Annotated in this window: 10 protein-coding genes; 4 read left to right on the top strand and 6 right to left on the bottom strand. The window is 74.3% G+C overall.

Annotated features, from left to right (window positions below):
• Window positions 1–73: 73 nt before the first annotated feature.
• From ACFY2K_RS27495 to ACFY2K_RS27470, 6 genes are all read right to left on the bottom strand, one after another.
• The gene (locus ACFY2K_RS27495; RefSeq protein WP_380524409.1) at window positions 74–1,660 is read right to left on the bottom strand and encodes a 4-coumarate--CoA ligase family protein; all 1,587 of its coding nucleotides are present in this window, start codon (window positions 1,658–1,660) and stop codon (window positions 74–76) included.
• Between the two features lie 229 nt (window positions 1,661–1,889).
• Entirely contained in the window at window positions 1,890–3,062 is a 1,173-nt protein-coding gene (locus ACFY2K_RS27490; RefSeq protein ID WP_380524410.1) for an acyl-CoA dehydrogenase family protein, read from the bottom strand.
• A 55-nt stretch (window positions 3,063–3,117) separates the two neighbouring features.
• Window positions 3,118–5,064 (bottom strand): biotin carboxylase N-terminal domain-containing protein, encoded by a 1,947-nt coding sequence (locus ACFY2K_RS27485; protein ID WP_387714885.1) that lies wholly within the window; start codon window positions 5,062–5,064, stop codon window positions 3,118–3,120.
• 8 nt (window positions 5,065–5,072) lie between these two features.
• Complete coding sequence (locus ACFY2K_RS27480) at window positions 5,073–6,671, bottom strand: acyl-CoA carboxylase subunit beta (RefSeq protein ID WP_380524412.1); 1,599 nt, start codon at window positions 6,669–6,671, stop codon at window positions 5,073–5,075.
• Window positions 6,668–8,392, bottom strand: coding sequence for an acyclic terpene utilization AtuA family protein (locus tag ACFY2K_RS27475; RefSeq protein WP_387714882.1), 1,725 nt, complete (start codon window positions 8,390–8,392; stop codon window positions 6,668–6,670). Before ACFY2K_RS27475 ends, ACFY2K_RS27480 begins: the two co-directional genes overlap by 4 nt.
• Window positions 8,393–8,539: 147 nt before the next feature.
• A complete protein-coding gene (locus ACFY2K_RS27470) occupies window positions 8,540–9,436 on the bottom strand; it encodes a LysR family transcriptional regulator (protein WP_387714879.1) in 897 nt (298 codons plus the stop codon).
• A gap of 136 nt (window positions 9,437–9,572) precedes the next feature.
• Here ACFY2K_RS27470 and ACFY2K_RS27465 point away from each other — a divergent pair, with 136 nt between their 5' ends.
• From ACFY2K_RS27465 to ACFY2K_RS27450, 4 genes are all read left to right on the top strand, one after another.
• On the top strand, window positions 9,573–10,079 hold the full coding sequence (locus tag ACFY2K_RS27465; RefSeq protein ID WP_380591675.1) for a nuclear transport factor 2 family protein: 507 nt from the start codon (window positions 9,573–9,575) through the stop codon (window positions 10,077–10,079).
• A gap of 121 nt (window positions 10,080–10,200) precedes the next feature.
• Window positions 10,201–10,704, top strand: a complete 504-nt coding sequence (locus tag ACFY2K_RS27460; RefSeq protein ID WP_380524416.1) for an N-acetyltransferase — start codon at window positions 10,201–10,203, stop codon at window positions 10,702–10,704.
• Complete coding sequence (locus tag ACFY2K_RS27455; RefSeq protein WP_387714875.1) at window positions 10,697–11,467, top strand: class I SAM-dependent methyltransferase; 771 nt, start codon at window positions 10,697–10,699, stop codon at window positions 11,465–11,467. Before ACFY2K_RS27460 ends, ACFY2K_RS27455 begins: the two co-directional genes overlap by 8 nt.
• Before the next feature lie 88 nt (window positions 11,468–11,555).
• Window positions 11,556–12,299, top strand: a complete 744-nt coding sequence (locus ACFY2K_RS27450) for a class I SAM-dependent methyltransferase (RefSeq protein ID WP_387714872.1) — start codon at window positions 11,556–11,558, stop codon at window positions 12,297–12,299.
• The last annotated feature ends 84 nt before the right edge of the window (window positions 12,300–12,383 follow it).

Raw genomic sequence — 12,383 nt, 5'->3', positions numbered from 1 at the left:
CGGGCTGCGGGGTCCTGGGCGCCCTGGACCTGGCCGCCCTGGCGCCGGCCGACGGGGTCCCGGCCGACGGGTCTCAGCGGGCGGCCTCGCGGGCGCGCAGTTCGCGGCGGAGGATCTTGCCGGCCGCCGACTTGGGGACGGCGTCCACGAACTCCACCGCGCGCACCTTCTTGTAGGGGGCGACCTGCCCGGCGACGTACCCGGTGACCTCCTCCGCGGTGAGCCCGCTGCCGGGGGCGCGGACCACGAAGGCCTTGGGGCACTCCGTCCCGTCGGCGTCCCGGACGCCGATGACGGCGGCGTCGGCGATCTGCGGGTGGCCGAGCAGGACGGCCTCCAGTTCGGCGGGGGCGACCTGGTACCCCTTGTACTTGATCAGCTCCTTGACCCGGTCGACGACGAACAGGTAGCCGCGCCCGTCCACGTGGCCGATGTCGCCGGTGTGCAGCCAGCCCTCGGCGTCGACCATGGCGGCGGTGTCGGAGGGGCGGCCGAAGTAGCCCTTCATCACCTGGGGGCCGCGGATCAGCAGCTCGCCCGGCTCCCCCGGCCCGAGGTCCCGGCCGGAGCCGTCCAGGGCGATGACCCGCAGCTCGGTGGAGGGGACCATCCGGCCGACCGAGCCGGGCACCGGGTCGCTCTCCGTCGGGGAGACGACGTGGGTGACCGGGGACAGCTCGGTCATCCCGTAGCCCTGGAGCAGGTGCGGCAGGCCCAGCCGGCGGGCGCAGGCCTCGGCGAGCTCCTGGTCCAGCGGGGCGGCCGCGCACAGCAGGTACTCGACCGAGGAGAGGTCGAAGTCGGCCACGACCGGGTGCTTGGCCAGCGCGAGCACGATCGGCGGGGCGACCACCAGGCCCTGCACCCGGTGCCGCTCGACCGCACCGCAGAACTGCTCCAGGTCGAAGCGGGGCAGCACCACCACGGTGGCGCCGCACCGCAGCGGCTGGTTGAGCAGCGCCGTCAGGCCGTAGATGTGGAAGAAGGGGAGCACCGCGAGCACCCGTTCGCCGACGGAGGGGCGGTAGAGGGCGTCGGTCTGGGCCAGGTTGGTGGCGATCGAGCGATGGGTGAGCATCACCCCCTTGGGCAGTCCGGTGGTGCCGCTGGAGTACGGCAGCACGGCGACGTCCTCGCCCGGGTCGATCGCGGGCTCCGGGGCGGGGCCGGTGGCGGCCAGCAGGTCGGCGAGCGAGCGGTGGCCCTCGGCGCCGTCCAGCACGATCACCTCGACCGGCGGGCGGCCGTCGGCGGCCAGCAGCTCGGCGGCGGCGCGGGCGGTCGCCAGGAACGGGGAGACGGTGATCAGGCAGCGGGCGGCGCTGTCCGCGAGCTGGCCGGCCAGCTCGCGGGCGGTGCTGAGGGAGGACACCGTGGTCACGGTGGCACCGGCCCGGCTGGCACCGTAGTAGGCCATCGGATAGGTGACCGAGTTGGGGCTGAACAGGGCCACCACGTCGCCCTTGCCCACCCCGCTCTCCGCCAGTGCGGCGGCGACCCGCTCGACGGAGGCGGCCAGCCGCGCGTAGCTGACCTCCTCCCCGGTGAGGCCGTCGATCAGCGCCGGCCGCTCGCCGTACCCGGCGGCGGCGGCGAGCACCGCGTCATGGATCGGCAGGTCGATGACGGGGACGTCCGGGAACTCGCTACGGAACACCAAGGCATGCCTCCAGTAAGGAAGTTGACGCAGCAACCAAATCGGCGAGCGGATGGCACGGGGCGTGTTCAGGAGCATACGGACAGTCCGGGCGGGGCTGGGCCATTGTGGGAAACCGGGGGCGGGGCAGGCGTGGCGCAGCCGCTCCGAAGGGCGTTCGGACGACCCGACCGGCGTGCGGTGACGACCTGCGCGCTGCGGTGGCGGCCGCGCGCCCCTCGGCGCCGGGGGCTCAGTAGGACTTGGGCAGGCCCAGGGTGTGCTGGGCGACGAAGTTGAGGATCATCTCCCGGCTGACCGGGGCGACCCGGCCGACCCGGGTGGCGGCGAGCAGGGCGCCCAGGCCGTACTCCTGGGTGAGGCCGTTGCCGCCCAGGGTCTGCACCGCCTGGTCGACCGTCCGGGCGGCGGCCTCCCCGGCGGCGTACTTGGCCATGTTGGCGGCCTCCCCGGCCGCCAGGTCCTCGCCCGCGTCGTAGAGCAGCCCGGCCTTCTGGGTCATCAGCCGGGCCAGCTCGACCTCCACCGCGCACTGGGCCAGCGGGTGCGCCAGGCCCTGGTGGGCGCCGATCGGGGTGGACCAGACCGTGCGGGTCTTCGCGTACTCCACGGCCTTGCCGAGCGCCTGCCGGGCCAGCCCGAGGGAGAAGGCGGCGGTCAGGATGCGCTCCGGGTTGAGGCCCGCGAACAGTTGGAGCAGGCCGGCGTTCTCGTCGCCCACCAGGGCGTCGGCGGGCAGCCGGACGTCATCCAGGAAGACCTGGAACTGCTTCTCGGGGGCGACCAGCTCCATCGGGATCGCCCGGTACTCGAAGCCGGGGGTGTCCCGGGGGACGACGAACAGGCAGGGCTTGAGCTTGCCGGTGCGGGCGTCCTCGGTGCGGGCCACGAACAGCACGGCGTCGGAGTGGTCGATGCCGGAGACGAAGACCTTGCGGCCGGTCAGCAGCCAGTCCTCGCCGTCCCGGCGGGCGACGGTGGAGATCCGGTGCGAGTTGCTGCCCGCGTCCGGCTCGGTGATGCCGAAGGCCATCCTGCGGCTGCCGTCGGCCAGTCCGGGCAGCCAGCGGCGCTTCTGCTCCTCGGTGCCGTACCGGGCTATCACCGTGCCGCAGATCGCCGGGGAGACGATCAGCAGCAGCAACGGGCAGCCCGCGGTGCCGAGTTCCTCCAGGACGATGGCGAGGTCGCTGATGCCGCCGCCCCCGCCGCCGTACTCGGCGGGCAGGTTGACACCCAGGTAGCCGGCCTTGCCCGCGTCCGCCCACAGCTCCTCGGCGGGCTCGCCGGCCCGGGCCTTGGCCAGGTAGTAGGCGGAGCCGTAGCGGCGGCCGAGGTCGCCGACGGCCTGGCGCAGGGCGGTGCGTTCGGGGGTTTCGAGGAGCTGACTGCCGATGGACGACATGCGTGGTCCTTCCGCTGGGCGGGTGGTCGGGCGGTGCTCAGGACTCTTCGGGGGATCAGGACTCTTCGGGCGACTTGACGACGGCGAGCAGGGCGCCGAGCCGGACCTGCTGCCCCGGGGTCACGCGCAGGTCCACCAGGGTGCCGTCGGCCGGGGCGGTGACCCGGTGCTCCATCTTCATCGCCTCCAGCACCAGCAGCGGCTGCCCGGCGGTGACGGTGTCGCCGACGGCGGCGGTGGTGCGCAGGACGGTGCCGGGCATCGGGGCGAGCAGGGCGCCGGGGTCGCGCTGGGCGGTGGGGTCGGGGAAGCGCGGCAGCGCGGTGAGCGCGGTGCTGGCGGTCGGGGAGTCGACGTACACCCGGTCGCCGTAGCGGGCCACGTCGTAGCGCCGCTGCACCTCGCCCTCGCGCAGCAGGACGAACCCGGCCTCGGCCTCGACGAGTTCGACGTCCGGGTGGTCGACGGCCTCCAGGCCGCCCCTGGTCCGGCGGTAGCGGACCTCCCACTCGACGCCGTCGGGGGCCCGGTAGCGCTTGGACTGGGGCTGGGAGGGCAGGTTGCGCCAGCCGGACGGCAGCGCGGTGCCGCGCGCGGCCGCGTCAGCGAGGGCGGCGGCCAAGGCGGCCCGCCCGGTGCTCCTGGTGTCAGGGGCGAGCAGTTCGGCCGAATGCTCGGCCAGGAAGCCGGTGTGCAGCCGCCCGGCCAGGAAGGCCGGGTGCCGCAGTGCGCGGACCAGCAACTCCCGGTTGGTGGAGGGCCCGTGGATCCGGGCGCGGGCCAGCGCGTCGGCCAGCTTCCGGGCGGCGGCGGCGCGGGTCGGCGCCCGGACGATCACCTTGGCGAGCATCGCGTCGTAGTGCGGGCTGATCTCGCTGCCGGCCGCCACCCCGGAGTCCAGCCGCAGCCAGGAGTCCGTTCCCACCCCGGGCCCGCTGAACTCCTTGTGCTCCGAGGTCAGTTCGAGGCGGTGCAGGGTGCCGGTCTCGGGCTGCCAGTCCTTCGCCGGGTCCTCGGCGTACAGCCGGGCCTCGATCGCGTGGCCGGTGCTCGGCGGCGGCCCGCCCGCGGGCAGCTCCTCGCCCTCCGCGACGGCGAGTTGGAGCGCGACCAGGTCCAGGCCGGTGACCGCCTCGGTGACCGGGTGCTCGACCTGGAGCCGGGTGTTCATCTCCAGGAAGTAGAACCGGCCGTCCCCGGTGAGCAGGAACTCGGCGGTGCCGGCGCCGACGTAGCCGATCGCCCGGGCGGCGTCCGCGGCCGCGGCGTGCAACGCGGCCCGCACCTGCGGCGCCAGGCCGGGGGCCGGGGCCTCCTCGATCACCTTCTGGTGCCGCCGCTGCAAGGAGCAGTCGCGGTCGCCCACCGCCCACACCGTGCCGTGGGCGTCGGCCAGCAGCTGCACCTCCACGTGCCGGCCGCTGGGCAGGTAGCGCTCGCAGAACACCTCGTCGGAGCCGAAGGCCTTGGCCGCCTCGGCCCGGGCCGCCGCCAGTGCGCCGGGCAGGTCCGCCAGCCGTTCGACCACCCGCATGCCGCGGCCGCCGCCGCCCGCCGCGGCCTTCACCAGCACCGGCAGGTCGGCCTCGGTCGGCTCGGCGAGCGCGCCCAGCACCGGCACCCCGGCCTCGGCCATCAGCCGCTTGGCGGCCGTCTTGGAGCCCATCGCGGCGATCGCGGCCGGCGGCGGACCGACCCAGAGCAGGCCGGCGTCCAGCACGGCCCGGGCGAACTCCGCGTTCTCGGAGAGGAATCCGTACCCCGGGTGGACGGCGTCCGCCCCCGCCCGCAGAGCGGCCCGGACGATCAGCTCTCCGCGCAGGTAGGTGTCGGCGGGCGCGGCGCCGGGCAGCCGTACCGCCGCGTCGGCCTCCCGGACGTGCGGGGCGCCGGTGTCCGGGTCCGAGTGGACGGCGGTGGTCGCGATGCCGAGCTCCCGGCAGGTGCGGAACACCCGGCGCGCGATCTCGCCGCGGTTGGCGACCAGCAGGTTGGTGATCATCTGACCTCTCACATCCGGAAGACGCCGTAGCCACGCGCGCCCTCGACCGGCGCGTTGTGGATCGCGGACAGACACAGGCCCAGCACCGTACGGGTGTCACGCGGGTCGATCACGCCGTCGTCGTACAGCCGGCCGGACAGGAAGACCGGCAGCGACTCCGCCTCGATCTGCTGCTCGACCATCGCCCGGATCGCCGCGTCCGCGTCCTCGTCGTACGGCTGCCCCTTCGCCGCCGCCGACTGGCGGGCCACGATCGAGAGCACCCCGGCGAGCTGCTGCGGGCCCATCACCGCGGACTTGGCGCTCGGCCAGGAGAACAGGAAGCGCGGCTCGTACGCCCGGCCGCACATGCCGTAGTGGCCCGCCCCGTAGGAGGCGCCGAGCAGCACCGACAGGTGCGGGACCTTGGAGTTCGAGACGGCGTTGATCATCATCGCGCCGTGCTTGATGATGCCGCCCTGCTCGTAGTCCCGGCCGACCATGTAGCCGGTGGTGTTGTGCAGGAACAGCAGCGGGGTGTTCCGCTGGTTCGCCAACTGGATGAACTGGGCGGCCTTCTGGGACTCCGCGCTGAACAGCACGCCCTGGGCGTTGGCCAGGATGCCGACCGGGTAGCCGTGCAGCCGGGCCCAGCCGGTGGCCAGGCTGGCGCCGTACAGCGGCTTGAACTCGTCGAAGTCGGAGCCGTCGACGATCCGGGCGATCACCTCGCGCGGGTCGAAGGGCACCTTGAGGTCCCCCGGGACGATGCCCAGCAGCTCCTCCTCGTCGTACGCCGGAGGCGCGGCGCAGCGGTCCGGGCCGGGGCCCGGCTTGCGGTGCTCCAGCCGGGCGACGATCCGGCGGGCGATCCGCAGCGCGTCCGCCTCGTCCACCGCGAAGTGGTCGGCCAGGCCGGAGCTGCGGGCGTGCATCTCGGCGCCGCCCAGCGACTCGTCGTCGGCCTCCTCGCCGGTCGCCATCTTCACCAGCGGCGGGCCGCCGAGGAACACCTTGGCGCGCTCCTTGACCAGCACGGTGTGGTCCGACATCCCCGGCACGTAGGCGCCGCCGGCCGTCGAATTGCCGAACACCACGGCCACGGTGGGGATCCCGGCCGCCGAGAGCCGGGTCAGGTCGCGGAACAGGGCGCCGCCCGGGATGAAGATCTCCTTCTGGCTGGGCAGATCCGCCCCGCCCGACTCGACCAGGTTCACCACCGGGAGCCGGTTCTGCAGCGCGATCTCGTTGGCCCGCAGGGCCTTGCGCAGCGTCCACGGGTTGCTGGCGCCGCCGCGCACCGTCGGGTCGTTGGCGGTGATCACGCACTCCACGCCCTCGACCACCCCGATGCCGGTGACCAGCGCGGCGCCCACCGGGTGGTCGCTGCCCCAGGCCGCCAGCGGGGACAGCTCCAGGAACGGCGAGTCCTGGTCCACCAGCAGCTCGATCCGCTCCCGGGCCAGCAGCTTGCCCCGCTTGCGGTGGCGCTCCACGTACTTGGGGCCGCCGCCGGCCAGCGCCTTGGCGTGCTCGGCGTCCAGCTCGGCCAACTTGGCGACCATCGCGGCACGGTGCTCCGCGTACTCGGGCCCGGCCGGGTCGACGCGGGTGGGCAGGACGGTCACAGCAGGGCCTCCGGGATGTCGAGGTGGCGCGAGCGCAGCCACTCGCCCAGGGCCTTCGCCTGCGGGTCGAAGCGGTGCTGGGCGGCGACGCCCTCGCCGAGCAGGCCGGTGAGGGTGAAGTTGACGGCCTTGAGGTTCGGCAGCAGGTGCCGGGTGACGGGCAGGTCGGCGGCCTCGGGGAGCAGTGCGCGCAGCCGGTCGACGGTGAGGGTGTGCGCCAGCCAGCGCCAGGCGTCCTCGGTGCGGGCCCAGACGCCCAGGTTGGCGTCGCCGCCCTTGTCGCCGCTGCGGGCGCCGAGCACCAGGCCGAGCGGGGCGCGACGGGTCGGGCCCGGCGGCAGGGGCTCGGGCAACTCGGCGTCGACGGAGGCGACGTGGCCGGTGACGGCGGCGACGTGGCCGGTGCCTGCGGCGGGCGGGACGGTGATCCGGCGGCCGTCCGGCAGCACCGCGGTGTGCTCGACCAGCTTCGCGTCCAGGTACGCGGCGGTGAACACCCCGTACGGGGCGCCCGGGCCGGGTGGGGCGGTGAGGTGGAAGCCCGGGTAGCCGGCGAGGCCCAACTCCACGGCGGCCCTGCCGAGTTCGCGACCGACCTTGGCCGGATCCCGGTCCCGGGCGGTCAGTCGGAGCAGGGCGGACGCGGCCTCCTCGGTGTCGGCGTCCGGGTGGTCGGTGCGGGCGAGGGTCCAGCGCAGCTCGGCCGGGCGGACCTCGGGCGGCAGGGCGGCGGCCAACTGGCGTTGCACCAGGGCGGCCTTGGCCTCGATGTCCAGGCCGGTCAGGACGAAGACCACTTCGTTGCGGTGGCCGCCGAGCCGGTTCAGGCCGACCTTGAGGGTCGGCGGCGGGGCCTCGCCGCGCACGCCGTCGATCCGCACCCGGTCCGGGCCCTCCTCGGTGAGCCGCACGGAGTCCAGCCGGGCGGTCACGTCGGGGCCGAGGTAGTGCCCTCCGCCGGTCTCGTACAGGAGTTGGGCGGTGACCGTGCCGATCGTGACGGCCCCGCCCGTCCCGGGGTGCTTGGTGATCACGCTGGAGCCGTCGGCGTGCAGTTCCGCCAGCGGGAAGCCCGGGCGGTCCACGTCGTGCTCGCCGAAGAAGGCGTAGTTGCCGCCGGTCGCCTGCGCCCCGCACTCCAGCACGTGCCCGGCCAGCACCGCCCCGGCGAGGGCGTCCAGCTCGTCCGGGCCCCAGCCGAAGTGGGCGATCGCCGGCCCGGCCACCAGTGCGGCGTCCGTCACCCGCCCGGTCACCACCACGTCCGCCCCCTCCGTCAGGCAGGCGGCGACGCCGAACCCGCCCAGGTAGGCGTTGGCGGCCAACAGGCCCTCGGGCAGGCCGAGTTCCTCCCGGCGCGGGAGCAGGTCGTCCCCCTCGACGTGCGCGACGACGGTCGGCACTCCCAGGCGCTGCGCCAGCTCCCGCAACCGGTCCGCGAGCCGGGCCGGATTGAGGCCGCCCGCGTTCACCACGACCCGCACACCGCGGTCCCGGGCCAGGCCGAGGCACTCCTCCATCTGCCGCAGGAAGGTCCGGGCGTACCCGAGCGAGGGATCCCGCAGCCGGTCCCGCGCCAGGATCAGCATGGTCAACTCGGCGAGGTAGTCCCCGGTGAGCACGTCCAACGGCCCACCCGTGATCATCTCCCGCACCGCCGCGAACCGGTCCCCGTAGAACCCCGAGGCATTGCCGACCCGCAGCACCGATCCTCCGCGCACCAAAGCGCCTCCCCTACCGGCCTGTTGGCGCCGCCCCGCACGAGCGGCGCCGCGCAGCAGCGTGGCACCGGCCGCAGAAAAAAGCAATCATGCCTGCTTGTTTTCCCGCCATCGGCATCACTCCGACCGGCCGGCGGGGCCCAGGGGTCAGTCCGCGGTGCCGAGGAGGTCCTGGGCCGCGTGGTGGAAGGCCTCCGTGGCCTGGGTGGCGCGGTCGCGGTGGTGGAGCAGGCCCCACCGGACCGGGGGTGCGCCGGTCAGCGGGCGGTAGGTGACGTCGGGGCGGGGGTGGTAGCGGCGGGCCTGGGCGCCGAGCGGGAAGGCGGCCCGGCCCGCGCCGACGAGGGTGAGGATCTCGTTCAGGGTGCCGCCCTCCGGGCCGGACGGGATCGGCCGCCCGGCCGGCGTCCGGGCCGGGGTGCGGTCGGCCCGGAAGGACTCCGGCACGGCGGCGGGCAGTCGGACGAGCGGGATCCCGGCCAGCTCCTCCGGTGTGACGGCGTCCTGCTGCGCGAGCGGGTGGCCGGCGGGCAGGGCGATCATCCGGGGCTCGCTCACCAGGACCGGGCCCGGCACCAGGTCGGGCTCGCGCAGCGGGTACTCCGCGAACACCAGGTCCACCTCGCCCGCCCGCAACAGGCGGATCCGGTCGACGAGTTCGGCCTCCCGGAGGGTCGCCTCCCAGCCCGGCAGCCGCTCCCGGAAGCGCTCCGCGACGCCGATGAGCAGCTGCCCCGCCGCGGGGCCCGCGAACGCCACCCGCAGCGTTCCGGTGCGGCCGTGCCCGGCGTCGGCGACCCGCCGGACGGCGGCGCCCACCGCCTCCCACGCGGGCCGCAGCTCCTGCGCCAGCTGGACGCCGAGCGCGGTCGGCTCCACCCGGCGGCTCGTCCGGGTGAACAGCGGTGCGCCGACGCGGCGTTCCAGCTTCCGTACGGTCTGGCTGATCCGTGCGGTGGAGACGTGCAGCCGTTCGGCCGTCCGCCCGAAGTGCAGTTCCTCGGAGAGCGCCAGGAACGCCTCGATCTCGTGCCGCTCCAGCACCCTTGCCGCCTCTCCCCCACCACTTCGTTAAGTCTCGGTTCACGATCGTTGCACAGTCACCCGTTGATCGTCCGGCCGTTCCGGCGGGAGGGTGGACCCGTCACCGAACAACAGCCACCCGACCGGGAGTTCCACCGTGTACATCACCACCGACCGCGCCCTCACCGCACCCGCCGACGACCCGGCCGCCGTCGCCACCGAGCTGCGCGACCGGACCGAGATCCTGGACGCCCTGCTCCGCTTCGGCCTCGGCCAGGACCTCCACGACCGCGAGCTCTTCGCCTCCTCCTTCACCCCGGACGCCGAACTGGACTTCCGCCCCGCGGCCGCCGCGTGGGGCGCCGAGCCGCCCCTGATGACCGGCCGGGACCACATCGTCACGACCATCCTCGGCATGTTCGCCGGGCGGGTGACCACCACCCACCAGATCACCAACCCCCGGATCACCGTGGACGGCGACCGCGCCCGGCTCACCGCCCTCGTCGAGGCCCAGCACCTGCTGACGGCCGCCCCGGCGACGCACGCGCTGTTGAAGAACCGCTACGACGTCGAGCTGCACCGGGACGGCGGGCGCTGGCTGATGCACCGGGTGCGGATCGACAACGTGTGGCTCACCGGTGAGCCCGAGGCGATCTTCGGCTGAACCGAGCGGCACCGGGCGCCCGGGCGGGCAGGCAGGCAGGCGGCTCTCCGGCGGGGCGGGACATTCGGTGGCCCGGGATATTGGGTGGGGCTGCGGGGTGGCGGTGGATAGCCTCGGGGGTATGACCTGGCTTCCTGCTGATTTCGTCCATCCCGTCCACGTGCCGCTGCTCGACGGCGCGTACCACCTGCGGCCGATCCGGGAGGCGGACGCGCCGATGGACTATCCGGCGGTGATGGGCTCCCGGGAGCGGCTGTTCGGGATCTTCGGGCCGGCCTGGGGGTGGCCGGCGGCGACGATCACGGCCGAGGCGAACCGGATCGACCTCGCCCGGCACGAGCGGGAGATCGCCGCCCACCAGTCGTTCAACTACGTGCTGCTGGACGCCGCCGAGACGGCCGTGCACGGGTGCGTGTACATCGACCCGCCCGAGCGGGCCGGGGCGGACGGCGAGGTCTCCTGGTGGGTGGTGGACGGCCTGGTCGGCAGCGCGGTGGAGCGGGCCTTCGACGCGCTGGTGCCGCGGTGGATCGCCGCCGAGTGGCCGTTCCGGCAGCCGCGGTTCCTGGGGCGCGACCTCAGCTGGGAGGAGTGGCTGGCCCTGCCGGAGGCTCCGGGTGCCTGAGCGCGCGCTGAGCTTCGGAACGGTCGCGGAGTCCTACGAGCGGTACCGGCCCGGGTATCCGGTGGAGCTCTTCGACCTGGTCGCGGGATACGCCGCGGAGCACGCGGGCGGGCCGGTGCGGACGGCGCTGGAGATCGGGGCCGGGACGGGCAAGGCCACCCGGCTGTTCGCCGGGCACGGCGTCGCCGTGACCGCGACCGAGCCGGACGCCGCCATGCTCGCCGAGCTGCGCCGGCACACCCCGGGCAGCGTCCGGACGGTGCGCGCCGCGTTCGAGGAGCTGCCGCCGGACGGGCCGTACGACCTGGTGTACGCGGCGGCGGCACTGCACTGGACCAGCCCGGCGGGCCGCTGGCAGCGGGTGGCCGAACTGCTGCGCCCGGGCGGCGTGTTCGCCTGTTTCGGCGGGCCCGTCCAGTTGGCCGACCCCGAACTGGCCGAAGCCGTAAGGGTGGTGCGGGCGCCGTTCCTGGCGAGCGATGACGTGCCGTCCCCGGACGGCACGCCGCCGGAGCAGGAGCTGCAGTGGCCGGGCACCGAACTGCAGCGCTCCGAGCGGTTCGACCAGGTGCAACAGCTCCTGCTGCCACGGCGGTTGACGATCGGTCCGGAGGAGTACCTCGGCCATCTGTCGACGGTCTCGGCCTATCTGATGCTGCCGGAGGACGCCCGGGCGGAGGTGTTCCGCCGGATCCTGGCGGTGCTGCCGGAGCGCGTCGGACTGGACGCGGACATCACCGTCCACCTCGCTCAGCGCCGCTGATTCGTGGCTTCTGCCAGTACGACGGCACGTCGGGCTGCGCCAGACTTCCCAGCACAGCACTGGGCTGCGCACACGGGAGGACGACACGATGAGCGTGCGGCAGTACGACGGGATCGGCGAGGCGTTCGAGGGCTTCAAGGCCCTGCCGCTGACGCGGTTCGGGGAGGTGCCGAGCTTCCTCGCGATGGTCGGGGACGTCCGCGGCAAGGCCGTCCTCGACCTGGCGTGCGGAACGGGCTTCTACAGTCGCGAGGTCCGTCGGCGCGGCGCCGCGGAGGTGCTCGGGATCGACATCTCCACCGAGATGATCGCCGCCGCCGAGTCGTTCGAGGAGCGCGACCCGCTGGGGGTGCGCTACGAGGTCGGCGATGTGGCCGAACTGCGCGAACTGGAGCGGAAGTTCGACGTGGTCCTGGCGGTGCAGTGCCTCAACTACGCGGAGGACCGCGCGTCGCTGGACCGGATGTGTCGCACCGTCCACCGCAGCCTGGTGCCGGGCGGGGAGCTCTTCGTCTTCGCCCAGAAGCCGGACTACGCCTTCGACTGTCTCAGCCTGGAGCAGTACGGGTTCCGCTGCGAGCCGACCGGGGACCACGTCGAGACCGGCCCGCGGGTGCGGGTCACCGCGCTGCTCGACCCCCGGCCGATCAGCATCCTCGGCACCGTCCCGCGCCGGGAGGTCTACGAGGAGGCGCTGCGCGGGGCCGGGTTCTCCGATCTCGAGTGGGTGCCGCTGGGGATCTCCGAGGAGGGCCTGCGCGAGTACGGCGAGGAGTTCTGGGCGGACGTCCTCGCCCACCCGCCGCTGGAGATGCTGCGCTGCCGCACCTGAGCGGCAAGCGCTGAGCACCGCACGCTGCGCGTGACCATCGACCCCGGGGGACGGCGACCACACCCGCCGCTCCCCGGGGTCGAT

It is taken from the genome of Kitasatospora sp. NPDC001309 (assembly GCF_042896295.1).
GTDB lineage: Bacteria > Actinomycetota > Actinomycetes > Streptomycetales > Streptomycetaceae > Kitasatospora.
This window is presented reverse-complemented; position numbering and strand designations above follow the sequence as displayed.

Bases quoted from the DNA above. Each gene is read 5' to 3' on its own strand.
- ACFY2K_RS27490 (WP_380524410.1), bottom strand. From the start codon at position 3,062: ATGTCGTCCATCGGCAGTCAGCTCCTCGAAACCCCCGAACGCACCGCC.
- ACFY2K_RS27485 (WP_387714885.1), bottom strand. From the start codon at position 5,064: ATGATCACCAACCTGCTGGTCGCCAACCGCGGCGAGATCGCGCGCCGG.
- ACFY2K_RS27460 (WP_380524416.1), top strand. From the start codon at position 10,201: ATGACCTGGCTTCCTGCTGATTTCGTCCATCCCGTCCACGTGCCGCTG.
- ACFY2K_RS27450 (WP_387714872.1), top strand. From the start codon at position 11,556: ATGAGCGTGCGGCAGTACGACGGGATCGGCGAGGCGTTCGAGGGCTTC.